Genomic DNA, 18,274 nt, shown 5'->3' with positions numbered 1-18,274 from the left:
GGGTAATCTTTTGCGCGTTCCCCCGCACACTATACGAGTGGAGCACTCGTCCGAGTGTTTGTCGCAAGTTATAGGAAGGTGTGGGGTAGATGTATCGATCCCATTCTGGGCGCAAGAAGCGCGTTTTCCGGGTCCTTACGGTGCTTTTCGTGGTACTGACTTTGGGGCTTGGTTCTTTCTTTGTTTCCGGGTTGGCTCGTGCTGACTGGGATTCTAGCGTGGGTAAAGGTATCGAGATCCAGGGTGTTGCTACCTCTGGTGTTTTGCGCCTTGGGCCTCATTATCCCGAAACCGCGAGTATTGGTGGGGTTGCGGTTGAGGATTATCCGGTTTGGTGTATTCAGGCCAAGCTTGGTGATCCGGGGCCGAACGAGATGACGAGTATTTCTACTCTTACGGAGTCGCGTCAGCTGGGGCCTTCTGAGTTGAATTTGACGACGCCGCAGTTGGCTTGGTTGCTCAATAAGTATCAGAATGAGACGCGGGATAATACGAATCTTGCGGCTTTGGCTTATTTGTTGCATATCAATTTTGAGCAGGAGTATCGCCGTCCTGGTACTGCTCAGGCGACGGTGAATGAGCTTATTGCTGCTGTGCGAGACCAGGCACCGGGTATTGAGACTCGTGCTTTGCAGTATGCCGATGAGGCCCGCAATAGCGCGGCTGTTGGTTACGAGAGTGGCACTGTTGAGGGTGATGGCCAACGTAAGGGCGTCATCAATGGGATCGGCGTGCACCCGGAGGATCGGGACACTTGGATTCCTGGGGTACAAATGAATCTCACCCTTAGCGGTCCTGCCATTTTTGACGCAACGGGAACCAATGTATGGAGTGGTGAGTCCCAGTCCGGTCCGATTTCCTTGAGTTGGAGTTCCACGGGAACAGGAAAAGTCACCTTTGATCACGAGGTAATCAATCCACCTCGTCGCACCCTTACGAAGTTTGGTGCGGATGGTTCTATCCAGGACATGCTTTCTTACGGTAATCGCCCGGCATCTGACCCAGAAACCATTACCCAGCCTGGCCCGACGTGGAGGGTTATCTTCGATTTCCAACCGACCGGCGTTTCCCAGGTAGATACCCGGCCGGTGAACCTTGATGGGAAAATTTCCGATACCCTCACGACTTCTGTTGATAAGTCGTATGGTGATGGGAAGTGGTTGGATCAGACTCCGGTGGTGTATACGGCGCGTGCCTATTATGTTGGGCGTAACGCACCTGCTACCACGGATACCGTGCCTCAAGGGGCGGAGCTTCTTGGCGAGGTAGACGTGCGGGCGACCGGCGAAGGCCAGAAGCTCCGGGCCGAGTTCACTACCCCCCAGATCTAACTTGCGGTTGACAACGCATTATTTTAAGGAAAACTAGCGCTTAGGCAGTTGTCGTTAGGCAATTGACAAAAGAGAGGGCTGCGAAATTCCACCCTCTCTTTTGTCGCCTTGGTTTAATGTGTAGTGCGCGTTGCGTATACCAACCCGCAGCCACCCGTAAGAGACTGTGCTAGCGGCTTACCCGACTCTGCGACAAATTGCCCGAGATCAGCTTCATCAAGAAGATCCAACTCAAACCATGTCGGCATATCGTCCGGCTCCCACTCTTGTGGCTGCGTATATCGCGGGTCAGAGCCCGCAGTCCACCCCGAGGGCGTATTATCGGGCTTTTTGCCAAGGTTGTGAACCATTCCAATGAGACAAGCTGTCTTGCTGTGATTGACAAACACGGCGTACTTGATTTTGTCCCAGTTTTCTTTATCTGGAGCTTGAGAATCAATAGTGATGAGCGTTCGGCCATGATTCGCTTCTGCGTTGCGGATGTGCGCTTTGATAACGTCTTCGGCGCTCAAGTCGTCAAGTTTTGCCAGTACGTATCCGACTGTGTCCATGTCTTTCTCCGGTCTAGTGTCCTGCGTCTCAACAATCGTATATGACGTACCGATTCTCAGACGTGTTCAATACCACAATGTCCACTCCCGCGATCCGTAGGGTGTTCTTAGCTATCTTCTCAAGTGTCAAGAGGAACTCAGGTGCCATACCCCAAGCACGGCTATTCTTCGCTATTCGATACCAGGCTTATCGTCGGATCGACCAGTAAGCAGGCTGGTTGTACAGTCCAGTGAATCCAGCGGGAAATTTCACGGTGGTATTTAGGGTATGAGAATCAGAAGGCACCTGCCCGCGCCCGCGTCACCAGCTCCCCAGCCGCGTAGCCGGCCGCGCCGGCCGCTAAGAAGTTCAGGGGATCTTCGGTGAGCGAGCGCCCCATCGTGGACAGCCGTACCGGGAAGTCCGCGAGGGCGCGCGCCACCGCATCCGCCTCCACGTCTACCCGCTCCAGGTGCGGGGCCTGGAAAAGTTCCCCCAGCTGCCCGGCCAGCCGCGCGCCTACCTCGGCGGGTACCGCGCGGGAGAGCGCATCCTCACCCAGCACCGGCACCGGGCAGCTCACCCGGCAGCGCGCCACCCGCCTCAAAGCAGTCACGCTGTGATGGGAAAGCCCCAGGTGGCGCTCCCGCCGATCCGCACTCGACATACGTAAGGCAGCAATCGGGATTCCCCCCAGGGGATCAGCGGCATTGAGATGTTCACCGACGCGCGTGCCAGAAAAACCCCACCGGGTATCCGTGCCTAAATTCCCCGGACCTTGCGCCATCACAGCCACATCCGCCCGCCACACCAGGCGCGCCGCCAGCAAGGCAGTGTAGATCGTGACAGCTTCGAGCTTCCCCCCGAAAGCCTGCCCGCACGAAATCGTGCCCAGGATAAGGCCAAGCTCCTCCAATTGCGCAGCGGTGCGGGAGAACCACGCGGGCAGAGCTCCGCCGTCGTCCATCACATACGCAATACGCGCCCCCGGCACGCGCGCACGCACCCCGGCAACAATGGCGGGAAGCGCCGAATGCAAATCCGCAGCCACCACCGGCATCCCGGCAATGGTATCGGCCTCGCGCAGCAGCTCGTGGTACGGGGAATTCTGTTCATCAACCCCCAGGGTGAGGTACTGGAGCGGCGTGTAGCGGGCCTTGACGATATGGCCGGGCGTGGGGGAGTCAGCGGGGAGCCGCTCCGGAATCGCGCACACAAAGAAATACCCGCCGGTGCCCAGCCCGCGCGCGGCGGCACTCGCCTGGAGCAGCACGGTATCACCGGCGGCCGGTTCGCCCACCAGATCGGGATAGGCAAGTGCCCGAGCGCGACTGCCGTCCTCAAGCTCGACCTCGGCTTCGCGCGCCCCGCGCCATGTTTTCCCCAGGGAAATAATTTTCCCTCTGCGCCACATCATCACGGCTTTAACTCTACCGTCGGCTAGGCTGGGTACGTGAAGCAGAAAGAGACACGCCGGCACCGCGAACGCCAGCTCGCGCTCCTCCACACGATTCGCCGCGGCAGTTTCCTCACCGCGGCGGAACTCATGGAGCGCATCCCGGCCTACGCCGAAGCGGGAATCGATCTGCGCACCTTCCAACGCGATATTGACGCGCTGCGCGAAGCCGGATATCCCATTATTTTTGACGACCGGTGGCGTTATTCATACGATTCCGCGGCGCCGGTGCTCGCGCGGGTCACCGGCATCGGGGCCGGGGTGCTCCACGCCCTGCGCTCCAGTGTCGAGGCGGGTGATCCCCAAGGCGAGTCGGCGCGCCTGGGGGTGGCGAAACTTCTTGCGGGCGCACCTCCGGAAAGCGGCGACGCCGCAGTCCCCACCCACCTGCGCGTCCGGATTCCGGGCGGCGCGGCAGCACGGGTGGTTGCGCGTGCCTTGCAGTACCGGCGCCGCGTCAGCTTCGATTACCGCCGGGGTGCTGACCTGGTCAAACATTATGAAGTGGAGCCGTGGAATTTCGCCGAACACTACGGCATGTTCTATGTTTCCGGGCTGGCACGCTCGCGGGAGAGCGGCGGTAAGGATTTCGGCCCCTGGGCCGAGCGAACTTTCCGCCTCAGCCGCGTGATTTCCGGGACCCTCAGCGTGGGTGAGCGCTGCGAATTCCCACGCGGGGAGGTCAGCGGGGAGCATTTCGACGTCGATATTATTCTGCATATTCGCGACGGCGCCGCGGCCGCCCTTGCCGCCCGCGGGGAGAAACTCAGCCGTGGGGATGCTCCGGCTGCAGTGGATGATTCGGCTCTCGCGGATGTGCCAGCTCTAGCAGATACGCCAGCTCCCGCACACGCACCGGCCCCCGCGGGCTGGACGGCCTACCGATTCTCCACCGTGGGCCTTAATCGTATTTTCGAATATCTGGCTTTTTACGGGGTCGATGTGCGCCTGGCTGCACCCAGCGAACTGCGTGAAGAATGGGAGCGCCGGGTGGACAACCTCATTAACCTGGGCGAATCCGCCGGACCGGAGGCGGGAGGAGCGCGATGAGTACCGATATCGTCACCACCCTCGGCATGCTGATCTACCTGCATGAACGCCCCCAGGGCGCCACTTTGGCCGAGCTCACCGCTCATTTCCAGTTCCCCTCCTGGAAGCGCACCCTCGACTACCTTTGGGATGCCAATCTGGCCGAAACCGCTGATTTTGATGTCCCCTTCGAATTGGAGCTGCCCGAACGCGGTGCTTGTGCGGGGAGTACGGCGCAGGCCGATAGCGCGGCAGATGCCTGCGCCCCGGAGCTGCCGGAAAACATGGCGGAGGCGAATACTGTGGCCGGGCCGGAGAGTCGCGTCTACCTGCGCTCCATGACCGACGACCCGGTTATTCCCTTCACTTTGGATGATGCGATGGTGGTGGCCGCGCTGCTCGATGCCGCCCGGGATGTCACCGCCCCCGGGCCGGCCGCCGCGACCCTCACTGCCACCCGCGCCGCGCTGGGGGAGGCGGTGCGCGAAGCCGGATATGACGGCGCGCTCTGGCCGCCCACCCGCCCGGCCGCCGACGCGGCCACCATGGAAGCTGTGCACGCCGCACTTGAGAGCGGTCTCTACCTTGATTTCAGCTACGAACGCGCGCTCAGCGATCCGCGTCCGCACGCGCGGGCCGGGCACGAACGCGTTATTCCCCTCGTCATTCTGGCCGGTGACGCCCCGCTACTGCGCGCCCTCACCGACCAGGGCCTGCGCCATTTCCGCCTGGATCGCATCACCGCGGCCCGCCCCGGCACGAAACTCAGCAGATCGAAACGCGCGGCCGCTCGCCGGGCGCTCGCCGAGGTGGAGAAAAACGAGGAAGCACAGCGTGCCCGCGGGGAGAATACCTGGGAGCCGAGCGGCACGGACGTGCGGATCACCGTCACCGGGGCCTCACGCTGGGTGGCTGAAACGCTGCCCGGCGCACGGCTGCGCGAAGCGAACGAGGAGCTCAGCACCGCGAACGCGCTCAGCGCCGCGAAGACGCGCGGCGATGCGAATGAAGAGCATGGCACCACGAATGAGTGCGGCCCCGCGAATGCGCGCGCTGGCGAGGAGCTGCTCACTATTGAGGTCCGGGCCCGCTCCCTTCCCTGGCTCGTCTCACTCCTCGTGCAAATTGACGACGTGATCGCCCTAGAACCACCGGAAGTTGCGCGCGCGGTGGCGGATTATTGCGCGCGTTTGCGCGCGAACGAGGGCGACGACGCCGCTATGCTAGCCAGCCGCGAAAATACACCGGAAAGTACACCGGAGGGGGAGCGATGACGGATCTGCTACTCGAGGACTATCGGGAAAGCTACGCTAGCCGCGGGATCCACCTCGATGATTTCCAGCTGGAGGCCTGCGCGGCTCTGGGGCGCGGCCATGATGTGCTGGTATGCGCACCTACCGGTTCGGGGAAAACAGTGGTGGCCCACTACGCGGTGTATCTTGCGCTAGCGTCGTCGAAAAAATGTATCTATACCGCACCGATAAAAGCGCTCTCCAACCAAAAATACGCCGAACTGGCGCGCGAGATCGGCGAGGAACAGGTGGGGCTGCTCACCGGGGACCAGAGTATTAATCGCGAGGCGCAGATTCTGGTGGTGACCACCGAAGTGCTGCGCAATATGCTGCTGCACGAATCCCCGGATATCCTTGACGTGGGGTACGCGGTCCTGGACGAAGTGCATTTTTTGGCGGATCCTGATCGCGGGCCGGTATGGGAAGAAACGATTTTGTCGCTTCCCGATCATGTGCGTTTGGCGGCGCTTTCCGCCACGGTGGCCAATACTGAGGAACTCGCGGCGTGGATGCGCTCCGTGCGCGGGCCAACAGACGTCGTCGTATCAACGAAACGGCCCGTTCCCCTCGCGCAATACGTGAATGTGGGGCGCAAACTCTTCCCGCTCTACCGCGCGAATACCCTCGAGCCCGATCCGGCCCTCGTCAATGCGCTGGATCGGCGCAGCGCGGAACGCAAGAAACGGGTCTCGGATCGCGAGCGCCGTGCCATTATCGACAAGCTCGGCGAACGGGGCATGCTACCGGCTATCGAATTTATTTTTTCCCGCAAAGGCTGCGATAAAGCGGTTGAGGCTCTGCTGCGCCATAACGAGGTCCTCACAACCCAGGTCCAGCGCGCGGAAATTAAACAAGAAATCGCGGCGCTGCGCGAAACGCTCACGGAATCGGATCGGCGGGCCGTGCATTTTGAGCGGGCAGCCGCGGCGTTGGAGCGCGGCTACGGGGCCCACCACGCCGGGGTTTTCCCCGCGATCAAAGAGCTAACCGAGCGCCTCATGGAACGCGGGCTCCTCAGCATTGTTTACGCCACTGGCACCCTGGCCCTCGGCATCGATATGCCGGTGCGCACCGTGGTGCTGGAGGAGCTTCAGCGCTGGGACGGGCACGGTTTTGTGGACCTGAGCGCCACCGAATACACCCAGCTCATCGGGAGGGCCGGGCGGCGCGGGCGCGATACCGTGGGCTACGGGGTGGTCCTGGCTGATGCGGAAACCGATCCGGAACATCTGGCCGATCTGGCTTCGGGGCGGGTGGAGCCCCTCATCTCTGCTTTCCAGCCCTCCTATAACACCGTGACGAATCTGCTGGCTCGCATGAGTTATGCGGCGGCGCGCGATCTGATGGGCCGCTCCTTCGCGCAATTCCAACGCAATGCGGAACTGGGCGGCCTGGTGGCGCGGCGCGCCCGGATTGAACGCCGGGTGGAGACCGAAGAAACCCGCTTGAGTTGCTCGCGCGGTGATCTGCTTGACTACCTGCGCCTGCGCGGGAATGCTGGGCGGGCCGCGAAAGCCGAACGTAAGGCCGCGAAACGGCGCTATCGGGAGCGCATCGCGAAGAGCTTCGCGGCTGTGCGCCAGGGCTATGTGTACGCCTACGCGATTGGCACCGATCTCGTTTACGCCCTGGTGCTTTCTGCCTCACCGGAGCGCGTGCGCGTGATCGATTGGTTCGGCGATCTGGCCTGGCTGTATGAAGATTCCCTTGCCTCGGAAATGCGGGAAATTGGCCCGGTCACGGTGCCTTTCGGGATGTCCACCAAAAAGCCGGCGGTGCGCGAGCAGATCGCCGAAGATATCCTCGACCTGGTGGGTGGGCGTGCCGATCTGGGAATCGACCGGGACCTGCTGGCATCCTGGGCGCGTTTCGCGACCCCGCGCGATCCCAAAGTCGCCGCGCATCCGGTGGCATCCTGCCCGCATCTGTACGCTCACCTCGATGAGGCCCAAACGTGGATCTCGCTGCACCACCGCATTGAAGAACTCGATCAGCGCATCGCGGCCTTCACCGATTCGGCCGGGCGGGAATTTGATGCCACGGCTGCCGTCCTACGCGAAGTGGGGGTGCTCCAAGGCGATAACGACGTGATCCGCATGGGCCCGGGCGCCGCGCAATTACGCGAGCTACATACCGAAGCTGATCTGCTCATGTACCAGTGTTTGGCGCAACTACCCGAGGGCAGCCTGGATGCACCGGCCCTAGCCGGATGGGTCTCCATGTTTTTGGTCGATGATCGGCTAGGCAGCGCGCTGCCGCACGATGCCCGACTTATTGATACCGCCCGCGTGGCGCGCGCGGAAGTCCAGTACCTGCAATCCCTGGAGCTTCAATACGGGATTACCCGCACCCCGGATCTCAGCGCGGGCTGCGCGGACGTGTTCGCGGCCTGGGCCGGGGGAGTGGGCCTGGAAGCCTGCCTGGAATCAGCCCATATGACCGCCGGGGATTTCATTTCCGCCGCGCGCCGTATTATCGACGTCCTCGGGCAGGTCACGGTAGCAACCGAAGGAACCTGGCTGAGCGATATCGCACGCCAAGCCCGTGACCTCATGCGGCGATCGGAGCTCATGTGAGCGGTGTTCTCTTGCGGCTGTGCGGCGCAATGCTGGCCGGCCTCGGGCTCTTCGCCGCTTTCCCGCCCCTGAGCTACGGGATCCTCGCACCGGTGAGTATCGCGGTCCTTCTTCTCGTTGCGGCGCACTGCCGCCCCAGCGCCGGCTTCGGATACGGGCTCCTTTCCGGATGTATATTTTTCTCCCTGCATTTTTCCTGGGCCGGGGAAGCCTCCGGGGATCTCATTCCCCAACTCGCTCTCGCTTTTTCGCAAGCACTGTTTACCGGGCTGGTGGTAGCCACCTGGAGCGCTATGTGCCGGGCCCGCTGGACCCGCTGCCCGCTCCTCTTCCTCCCCGCGGCAGCCCTGGTGTGGGCAGGCGCGGAACTGGCCCGCTCCCTGTGGCCCTTCGGTGGTATCGCCTGGGGAACTCTTGCCTTTTCCCAGGTAGATAGCCCGCTGGTGCGGCTGGCGCCCTGGGGTTCCACCATGCTGGTTTCCGCCGCGGTGGTCATCTGCGGAGCCGCCCTCAGCCTGGCCCTTATGCGAGTGCGCAGCGGGCGGCTCTTCGCGGGTGCGAGTCTGGCCCTCAGCGCCGCACTGATCTTCGCCCTACCCTGGGCCCTTCCGCTTCCCGCCACCGCGCCCACCGGCTCCCTGCGCATCGGCTACGCGCAGGGGAGCGTCCCGCGGGCGGGCACCCTCCCGGAGGGCCGGGATCAAGCCCTGACCGTCACCGAGAACCTCAGCACCGCCACCCGCGCGATTAACCCGGAGGATGTGGACCTGGTGGTATGGCCAGAATCCGCCTCTGACCACGATATTCGCGAACATCCGCGCGCCCGGGCTCTGGTGAGTGAAACCTCCACTTACCTGGGCGTCCCGCTGCTCCTGGGCACCCAAGCCTATGAGCGCGATGCCACCGGGCAGGCAGTGAGCCGCACCAATGACCTTGTTGTCTACCTGCCCACCGAGACCGGGGGAGAGGTAAGCGCTGTTTACAGCAAACAGCACCCGGTTCCCTTCGGGGAATATATGCCCTACCGGGATTTCTTCCGGAAGTTCAGCTCCGCCGTTGATTTGGTCTCCGTTGATATGCGGGCCGGCACCACACCGGCGGTTCTCGATATTCCGGTGGGGGAGCGCGCCCCGGCGGAGAGCCGCACCGGTGGCGAAACCGGCGCCACGGGCGCGCAGAACGCCACCGTCCGCCTGGCCACCCCGATTTGTTTCGAAGTGGCACTGGGCGATGTGGGATCCGAGGCAATCCGCCAGGGCGCCCAACTCTATGTGGTGGCCACTAATAATGCGTCATTCGGTGATAGCGCCGAATCCGCCCAGCAATTCGATATGGTCCGTTTCCGGGCAGTCGAATACCAGCGCATTGCGCTCCAGGTTTCCACCGTGGGAATTTCCGGCGTCGTCGAAACAAATGGTGCGGTACGTGAACGCACCGAACCGTGGACGCAAGCAGCGCATACCACCACCGTCGCCCTGCACGAAGGTCTCACCCCGGCGGCGCGTTTCTACCCGTACTACCGGGAAGGACTTCTGGCTGCGGCTGGCGCGGCTGGCGGTATAGCATGGGTGTGGTACGCAAGGCTGCGCTGGAAGAAAGGTTAGTCGTGCACGTTCTCATCACAATTCCCACGTACAACGAGGCGGAAAATCTTCCGCGGATTATCGAGCGGGCCCGGCGGGCCGTACCCGAGGCGGATATCCTCGTGGTTGATGATAATTCACCGGATGGTACCGGGAAGATCGCAGATGAGGCGGCCGAACGTGATGAGCAGATCCACGTGTTACACCGCACCGAAAAAGACGGGCTCGGGCGTGCCTATATTGCGGCTTTCGGCTGGGCCATGGAGCGCGGCTACACTCACGTGGTGGAGATGGACGCAGACGGTTCGCATCATCCCGAACAGCTGCCCTTGCTGCTCGAACGCGCCGCGATGTCCGATGCGCCGGATTTGGTCATCGGTTCGCGCTACGTGCGGGGCGGGAAAATTGACGGCTGGTCCAAGCCCCGCGAGGCGCTCTCGCGCCTGGGCAACCTCTATATTCAAGGGATGCTCGGGCTGCCGGTGCGCGACGCCACCGCGGGCTACCGCGTCTACCGCACGGATATCCTCGAGCGTCTCAACCTGGACACCGTGGAAGCGCGCGGCTACTTCTTCCAGACCGATATGACCGACCACGTGGCGCGCTGCGGGGGCCATATCGTTGAAATGCCCATCACTTTTTCGGAGCGCGAGGCGGGGGAGTCGAAGCTCTCCGGCTCGGTCTTCACCGAATCCCTCAAGCGCACCACAGTGATGGGCGTCACGCGGCGGGGGAGGCAGCTGGGCAATCTCGCGAAACGCGTGGTCACTCAGCTGCGCCGGCCGCGGGACTGAGCGCCGCGGGACTGAGCCCCACGGAATTTAGCGCCGCGGTAGTGGAGTACGGCGCCGCAAAACTGAGGCGCGCGGCCGGCACGCCGCAAAACTGAGCGCGATTAGCGATTGCGCCGTAGCCGCAACTTTCCTTCACGCAGCAGCTCAAGGCGTTCCTCCAGCAGCACCTTGAGCTCATCTTCGTTGCGGCGTTCCAGGAGCATATCCCAGTGGGTACGCACCGGCTTGGGTGGCTTGCGGTCATCCACGCCTTCGCCTTCGATGAGCTCGGCTTCCACGCCGCAGCGGCAGGTCCACGCGGTGGGAACTTCGGCGTCCACCGCCATGGCCACCCCAAATTCGTGGCCGTTCTTGCAGCGGTATTTAACCTGCTGGCGGTCCACAAAAACCACATTGTCATCAGTTTCGAGCGAATTCGCTCCGATGCGCATACCGCGCAACGAACGTTCAGCCATCGTGCCGTCCTTCCTCGCGAGCAGGCCTGCTCGCGTTACGTTTCTCCGTTTCCATATTAACGACGCCGCCGCGGGCCCCGGTGCTTACGTCCCGGAAACGGGCGCTTTGACGCGTTAAAGAGGGGCTGGACAGAATTCTGGCCACCTCACGCTACTTGCCGATAATGTACATTATGTCAAAACACGGCCGGGCGATGCCGCGCGAGGGTGCCGGTGAGCCCCACTCGTCCCCCGCTGCCCCCGCTCTCCACTCTCACATACTGTTCCACCGGTCGTTCACACTCTGGACTATCAATTTTGATTATTTAAGATATTCGGCAAAATTGCTGGCATGCCGTTGAGCTGGGCTCATATTTCCACGCCCGGGCCAGCGGCCAGCTATCAGGAAGGATATGTATGGCTGAGCAACCACGCTGGCGCCGATTCGGCGTCACCTGTGCGTGTGCCGCCCTCGTTGGCGGCGCCCTCGCTCCCGCAACCGCGGCGGCCACGGAATCAGATGGGCACGAACCCCTCGATATCCGCGCCACCGTTGCCGCGGCGGAAAGCGATCCGAATTTCACCGGAAAATGGTTTATTGAACTCAAGAGCGAACCTCTTATTCGAGGTGGCTCCTCCGCCCGCATCGCGGGCGAACAGCGGGAATTCACCCAGACGGTCGAAAATGACGGTGGTGAGGTGGACACCTCCTACCAGCACGTGTGGAACGGCGTGACCGTCGAAGCCGATTCGGTGGAACTCGCGCGCTACGTTAACGACGCTAATGTCATCGGTGTTTACCCGGTCCTCACGGTGGAACGGCCCGCCGAGGTGGACTCGAATGCGGAAATAAACCGCCCCGGCGAAACTCCCGATATGTATTCTGCGCGGGAGATGACTGGCGCGAGCGTGGCCAATGAAGAATTTGGAGTCACCGGCAAAGGCGTGCGCGTGGGAATTATCGATTCCGGCGTGGCCATTGATCACCCGGCCTTTGGTGGGAATGGTGTCAAGGGCGAGCGTGCTTTCCCCAATGACAAGATCGTGACCGGCTACGATTTCGTGGGCGATTCCTTTAATACCGATCGCAGTGACCCGAATTTCCAGCCGGTCCCCCACCCGGATGCTCTTCCCGATGATTGCGGAGCCGGCGGCGGGCACGGTTCGCATGTTGCCGGTATCGCCGCAGGTAATGACCCGGAAAGCAAGTTCAAGGGCGTGGCTCCCGATGCTGTGATCGGTGCTTACCGAGTGTTCGGGTGCACGGGTTCCACCAGCTCCGAAGTCATTCTTTCCGCTCTCGAACGCGCTCAGCGCGACAAGATGGACGTTGTCAATATGTCTATCGGCGCGGCTTTCGCCACCTGGCCCAACTACCCCACCGCGGTGGCATCGGAAAATCTCGTTGCCGCCGGCGTGGTCGTGACGGCTTCGCAGGGTAATTCCGGTGCGAAGGGCATTTTCTCCGGTAGTGCTCCGGCGGTGGGCCCCTCGGTTATCGCGGTGGGTTCGGTGGACAATACCCACGTACTACGCCCGGTTGTTATGTTCAACGGCGCGGCCGAGGGATTCGATAATGTAACGGAATCACCGGCGGTACCCACTGCGGGTAGGCTCGACGTCGTCGCCTATCCCGAAGGGCAAAAAACCGGTGCCGTTGATCTGCCTGGAACACCGTTTACCGGGAAAGCAGTGCTGGTCTCGCGCGGAACCTCGACCTTCTACCAGAAGGCGCGTGCCGCGCAGGACGACGGCGCCGCAGCGGTTATCATCTACAACAACCAGCCCGGTACCATCAACGCAACCATTGCCGGTAGTCCGGCCGTGACCATTCCGGTCATCGCGGTTACCCAAGAACAGGGCGAGCGCTTCGAAGAAGCCGCAGCTGCTGGAAACGCGAGCCTTGAATGGACGGACGCGAAGCGAGTGGCCGCCTCCCCCACCGGTGGGAAGATTTCCGATTTCTCCTCGTGGGGCCTGGCAGCGAATCTCCAGCTCAAGCCGGATGTAGTCGCCCCGGGTGGCAATATCTATTCCGCGTGGCCGGTCGATGATGAGGTGACGCCCTCGTGGAAGACGATTTCAGGTACCTCGATGGCTGCCCCGCACGTGGCCGGGAGTGTCGCTTTGCTCCTCCAAGCCAATCCGAAGCTCACGCCGGCGCAGGTGCGCACGGCTTTGCAGAATACCGCTGATCTGGTGACCGTGGATGGCAGCGCGGATGCCCTGAAGCTTGCCACGCACCGCCAGGGCGCCGGCCTCATCAACCTTCCTGCGGCCTTGACCGCCGTCACGGAGCCGGGCGCGAATGCCGGCGGAGTTCCCACCGCTATCACTCCCGCGAAGATTTCTCTGGGCGATTCTGACGTGCAGGAAACGACGACGCTCACCGTGCACAACGCCTCCGCAGCGCCTGTCACCTATACCTTCACGGCGGATACCCACGTGCGTGCCACCAGCGGGCCGCATGATCGTTTCACCAGCTACAACGGGACCGATGCCCAGGTGGCGATTAGCCCAGCGCAGGTAACGGTGCAGCCCGGGGCAGAAGCCCAGGTACAGGTTTCCGTGACCGATCCGACGAACGTGCCCGAGGGTGCGATCTACGGCGGCTATGTGGTGGTGCACGGCGATGATAATTCCACCTACCAGGTCCCCTTTGCGGGTCTCAAGGGCGATTACGAAAACGCCTTACAATTCCTGCACACCACGTGGAAGGTCAAGGACATCCGCCCAGATATCGCCCAAAAGCGCCCGGATCTGGCGAATCTGCTCGCCTACGATCCGCCTTCGCTGACGAAGCTCATTGCGTGCCCCAACCCCGCCACCATCTACAAGGGTGAGTGCCTGGATAAGGGTGCGCAGTACTCCAATGCTCCCAATTCCGAACTGTTCGCCTACGCCATGGACTACGCCAACGGCGCGGTTCCGGTAGTGGAATACCATATTGATTCCCCGGTGCAGAAGCTGGAGATCCGGGTCTTCCACGCGAACGAGGATGGCTCGAAGGGCGCCCCGGTTTCGGATAATAACGTGGTGCATAGTGAGGACGGTGTGGGCCGTACCGATCTGGGGCGCTTTGCCTGGGATGGCACCTACCTCGAATCTGCTTCGGCGACGACGCGCACCGCGGCCGCCCCGGGGCGCTATGTCTTCGAGTTGCGGGTCGTCAAAGGTACCGGCGGCGGAACGACTGAGCCGACCGGTGACACCCTTCCCGGCTTCACCCGCAGTGCCAGCGAAGAAACCTTCGTGACGGCGCCCTTCTGCGTCAAGGAATGCACGACGCCGCAGCCGACTCCCACGCCGGACCCGACTCCGAGCGAGAAGCCGGAACCTACCGCGCCCGCGCCGAGCCCGAGCGTCGAGCCGACAACTCCGGCTCCTGCACCGACTCCGAGCGTGGAACCTACGGTCGATCCGACCACGCCAGGCCCGGTGCCGACACCCTCGGAGGAGCCGACTGCGCCGGCACCGAGCCCGAGCGACAAGCCGGAACCCACGCCTGTTCCAGAACCGACCCCGGTTCCTACTCCGAGCACGGAGCCGACGGACGAACCCCCGGCACCCGAGCCGAGCGAAGATCCGGAACCAAGCGTGGAGCCGAGCGAACAGCCGAGCAAACCGGCCACTCCCCCGGCCTCGCACGGCAATACCTTCTTCGTCTCCAATAACTGGACGGCGACCGTTGCTTCCGTAGTGTTCTCTTACGGACGGGCTGGCGACGAAGTCTACGTGGGTGATTTCGACGGGGATGGCAAGGATACTTTCGCGGTGCGCCGCGGAAACACCTTCTACGTCCAGAACTCGCTCGTCGGTGGGAATGCTGAGCAGGTATTCTCCTACGGACGGGCTGGCGACGAAGTCCTCGTGGGTGATTTCGACGGGGATGGCAAGGATACTTTCGCGGTGCGCCGCGGGAACACCTTCTACGTCCAGAACTCGCTCGTCGGTGGGAATGCTGAGCAGGTATTCTCCTACGGACGCGCTGGCGACGAAGTCCTCGTGGGTGATTTCGACGGGGATGGCAAGGATACTTTCGCGGTGCGCCGCGGAAACACCTTCTACGTCCAGAACTCGCTCGTCGGTGGGAATGCTGAGCAGGTATTCTCCTACGGACGCGCCGATGACCAGGTCCTTGCTGGGGACTTCGATGGGGATGGTAAGGATACTTTCGCGGTGCGCCGCGGAAATACCTTCCACATTAGCAACCAGCTCACCGGAGGAGATGCTGAAGCAACTCTTGCCTATGGGCGCCACGCTGATGCGGTCTTCCTCGGGGATTGGGACGGCAACGGAACGGATACCCCGGCTGTGCGCCGATAGAAAGAGTGAGATCCCCCTGTATTTTCACCTTTAAAGATTAAATGGACCCCGATGTGTCGCTACTTACGGTGACGACACATCGGGGTCCTTTGTTGCATCGCTTAAAGATAAAGCTGAGAAACATTTTCTTGGTTAGTAGCTCGAAGATCACTAAAATGAAACAACCTCGCATTTGCCAAGGTCAGAGGGATGTTTATTCCGCAAGGGCAGCGTTGAGTGCTCTCGTATTCCTCGAAATCAAATGACTCTAAACAAATACAGTAAGAACTTTGGTATTGTCATCTTGTCACTATAGCTGGTGCAAAATATCAAGTCACAGTGTCAAGAATGTGCGCGTCGAAGTGTGCCCTCGGTGGCGCTGTTGAAAGGATTGCAGATGAAACTACGGGAAGAAAAAATTGGACAGGGGGTGAATCGGCTTCGCACCATCGCCGCGGGCTTGGTTTCCGGAATTATGGTTACCGGCGCTACGCTCGGCACGGCTTGGGCTGCGCCGGATAACACCGCTCCGACCCTGGAAATACAAAACGTCACAATCGCGAGCACATATCCCTTCGATCTGAAACGCATGATCGTGAAAGCCGGGGACGCAGAAGATTCTCAGCTCGGAAGTGATGACGTTGTCGTTACGAATAAGAGTGGGTTCACGGAAGGTAAAGATAAACCTAAGTATTCCGTGTATAACGAGGTTCGGGATTACACCGTCGAATTCTCCCTCACTGATAGTGGAGGGAAGACCACCAAAGCTACAGGAACGGTAACAGTCGTTCCGAAGCGCCACCTGGAGCGCTCCCATTCGTCAGCGAATGTCCTCGGTCGGGATACTAAGTACGGGAATACCCCGACCGAATCAAATGTGGCATTCCCCGCTGATCAGCGTACGCCGTATGAATTCAAGCTGAAATACGTCGATGATGAGACGAAAGAACCCGTTTCCGGGTTGAATCTCTGGTTCGAACGCAATAGCGAGATTATCGACGGAAATAAAGGGAAATTCTTCACCACTGATGCTAATGGTGAAATCGGTTTCTCAATGACTCGTGAGGAACTTGCAGCCTATTCCGTAGCGGACCAGCCCAACAAGCATTATCTGACCGGTTATGATGCCGCGACGCATATGAGGTACCTCCAGATTTTCGAGAAGTTCAATTATTCTCCGCATCTGGTGGCCATTTATGATTCGACACCAGGCCTTCCCATCGAGAAAGCGCACTATATCTATCCGGATGGCTCCACGCAGAATTTCAATATTGGTCTGTGGGGAGAAAAGCAAAATCTGGTCAAGTTCAATGCTATCGATACCGTATACGAGATTGAGGAGGGTAGTGACTTCTATACGGGACCTCAACGGAAACAGGAAGAGGTCGATAAAGCCCAGACTAACCTAAAGAAACTCGTTGATTCGTATAGCTATTTGAAGAATTCGGGTACTAAAGAGAACCCTGATTATCAGTGGACCATCATTCTTAGCGGAAACGATGCGCCTATGTATCGCGTAGCTTCCGGTAGTGTGGATACGTCCACCCCAGGCGAGTACCAGCTCACGTTACAAGCAGGTCCTTTTGCTGATTGGATTTGGCAGGACAATGAGATGGGCCTTCGTTCCTATGCGGAAGATACCGTAAAGGTTCGGGTTGTTCCGAAGCCTGTTGTGAATTTCAAGCAGCTCCTTCCCGATGGTTCTACCAAGGCCGAATCTTCAGTTAAGGTAAGTCGTAATACTGTGGTTTCCCAGCCGGGTTTCCCGACCGTTAACACGGAAGAAAAGGGTCACGTTTTCAAGGGATGGTTCAAAGATGAAAGCTTCACACAGCCTTTCGATTTCACCACCCCGATTACGGCTGACACAACTGTGTATGGACAGTGGGCTGCCGTCGCTAAGTACACGGTTGCTTTCGATACTCGTGGCGGAAACGTCATTCCTTCCCAGCAGGTTAAAGCTGGATCTCCCGCACAAGAACCTGAGAATCCGATTAAGGAAGGTCATGCCTTCATCGCGTGGTATCTCAATGGTCATCAATATGATTTCGCTACCCCGGTTAAATCTGATATTACTTTGACTGCGGAGTGGGATCAGATTCTATACAACGTTACTTACCGTTATGACGATGGGGTAACACCGGATGGTAACCGGCAGGTACTTCATGGCAAACAGGCCGAAAATATCGCACCTCCTGTTCGGGATGGATACAAGTTCATTGGCTGGTTTAAGGACGGTCAGCCTTATGATTTCTCCACTTCAGTTACGGGTGACATTACTCTCACTGGTCAATGGGAGAAAATAACAACCAAGCCTGGTGGTGATCCGGGGGCCAAGCCTGGTGGTGATCCGGGGGCCAAGCCTGGTGGTGATCCGGGGGCCAAGCCTGGTGGTGATCCGGGGGCCAAGCCTGGTGGTGATCCGGGGGCCAAGCCTGGTGGGGATCCGGGGGCCAAGCCTGGTGGGGCTCCGGGGGCCAAGCCTGGTGGCGATCCGGGGGCCCCGCCTGGTGGTGATCCNCGAAACCGGGGACTCCCAGTCCTAATCCCACAAATTCGGGTACCGACAATGCAATCAGTTCCACTTCCGCCAAAAAGCTCGCGCATACAGGAACGGCAGCAGCTGGTGGTATTGCAGGAGTTGTACTGCTTCTTGCCACCGGCCTTGCCTTCGTTCGGTTGCGCCATTGGGATAGAAAATAACTACGGAAATTAGCCACTACGATTACGGGAAAACAGTAATGTAAACGAAGCCTCTGGAAACGAAGCTATAAAAGCTTCCTCCAGAGGTTTCGTTTACGTGGTAACGGTGCCGGGTTTCTATACTGCTGAGTGACGTTGCTCGCCAGGGTAGGAAATGAGCAAGAGCTACCTGGAGCCTTGATAATAAACGAAACAGGTCCGCTGCACTTCGGCAACGGACCTGGATGGTAAAAGAATTGT

General features: G+C 60.4%; 11 protein-coding genes. 8 read left to right on the top strand and 3 right to left on the bottom strand.

Translation table 11 applies throughout. The features are described 5' to 3' along the window. Positions 1 to 89 precede the first annotated feature (89 nt). Positions 90 to 1,331, top strand: a complete 1,242-nt coding sequence (locus CZ322_RS07580; RefSeq protein WP_087070807.1) for a hypothetical protein — start codon at positions 90 to 92, stop codon at positions 1,329 to 1,331. A 113-nt stretch (positions 1,332 to 1,444) separates the two neighbouring features. Here the strand turns inward: CZ322_RS07580 and CZ322_RS07575 are convergent, their stop codons facing one another. Further along, the gene (locus CZ322_RS07575; RefSeq protein ID WP_087070806.1) at positions 1,445 to 1,882 is read right to left on the bottom strand and encodes a hypothetical protein; all 438 of its coding nucleotides are present in this window, start codon (positions 1,880 to 1,882) and stop codon (positions 1,445 to 1,447) included. 275 nt (positions 1,883 to 2,157) lie between these two features. After that, on the bottom strand, positions 2,158 to 3,279 hold the full coding sequence (locus CZ322_RS07570; protein WP_087070805.1) for a DUF3866 family protein: 1,122 nt from the start codon (positions 3,277 to 3,279) through the stop codon (positions 2,158 to 2,160). 36 nt (positions 3,280 to 3,315) lie between these two features. On the opposite strand from CZ322_RS07570, the gene CZ322_RS07565 reads away from it, so the two are divergent. From CZ322_RS07565 to CZ322_RS07545, 5 genes are read left to right on the top strand one after another with little or no spacing between them, the layout of a single operon-like run. After that, positions 3,316 to 4,368: a helix-turn-helix transcriptional regulator gene (locus CZ322_RS07565; RefSeq protein WP_087070804.1), complete on the top strand. Its 1,053-nt coding sequence runs from the start codon at positions 3,316 to 3,318 to the stop codon at positions 4,366 to 4,368. Beyond that, positions 4,365 to 5,621, top strand: coding sequence for a WYL domain-containing protein (locus CZ322_RS07560; protein WP_087070803.1), 1,257 nt, complete (start codon positions 4,365 to 4,367; stop codon positions 5,619 to 5,621). The genes CZ322_RS07565 and CZ322_RS07560 overlap by 4 nt, the downstream gene beginning before the upstream one ends. Continuing rightward, a complete protein-coding gene (locus tag CZ322_RS07555; RefSeq protein WP_087070802.1) occupies positions 5,618 to 8,215 on the top strand; it encodes a DEAD/DEAH box helicase in 2,598 nt (865 codons plus the stop codon). Before CZ322_RS07560 ends, CZ322_RS07555 begins: the two co-directional genes overlap by 4 nt. Then, positions 8,212 to 9,819 (top strand): apolipoprotein N-acyltransferase, encoded by a 1,608-nt coding sequence (lnt, locus tag CZ322_RS07550; protein ID WP_087070801.1) that lies wholly within the window; start codon positions 8,212 to 8,214, stop codon positions 9,817 to 9,819. Before CZ322_RS07555 ends, lnt begins: the two co-directional genes overlap by 4 nt. 2 nt (positions 9,820 to 9,821) lie before the next feature. Beyond that, complete coding sequence (locus CZ322_RS07545) at positions 9,822 to 10,592, top strand: polyprenol monophosphomannose synthase (RefSeq protein WP_234984504.1); 771 nt, start codon at positions 9,822 to 9,824, stop codon at positions 10,590 to 10,592. A 101-nt stretch (positions 10,593 to 10,693) separates the two neighbouring features. On the opposite strand, the gene CZ322_RS07540 is transcribed toward CZ322_RS07545, so the two are convergent. After that, positions 10,694 to 11,047 (bottom strand): RNA polymerase-binding protein RbpA, encoded by a 354-nt coding sequence (locus CZ322_RS07540; protein WP_016442806.1) that lies wholly within the window; start codon positions 11,045 to 11,047, stop codon positions 10,694 to 10,696. Between the two features lie 396 nt (positions 11,048 to 11,443). Between CZ322_RS07540 and CZ322_RS07535 the strand changes: the two genes are divergently transcribed. Then, positions 11,444 to 15,352 carry a S8 family serine peptidase gene (locus tag CZ322_RS07535; protein WP_087070799.1) on the top strand — a complete coding sequence of 1,303 codons (3,909 nt, stop codon included), beginning with the start codon at positions 11,444 to 11,446 and terminating at the stop codon, positions 15,350 to 15,352. 376 nt (positions 15,353 to 15,728) lie between these two features. Beyond that, positions 15,729 to 18,047, top strand: a complete 2,319-nt coding sequence (locus tag CZ322_RS07530; RefSeq protein WP_087070798.1) for an InlB B-repeat-containing protein — start codon at positions 15,729 to 15,731, stop codon at positions 18,045 to 18,047. Positions 18,048 to 18,274 lie beyond the last annotated feature (227 nt).

This window comes from Actinotignum timonense, from assembly GCF_900155575.1.
Taxonomy (GTDB): domain Bacteria; phylum Actinomycetota; class Actinomycetes; order Actinomycetales; family Actinomycetaceae; genus Actinotignum; species Actinotignum timonense.
Note: the sequence above shows the minus strand (reverse complement) of the source record. Positions and strands in the feature narration are given on the sequence as shown.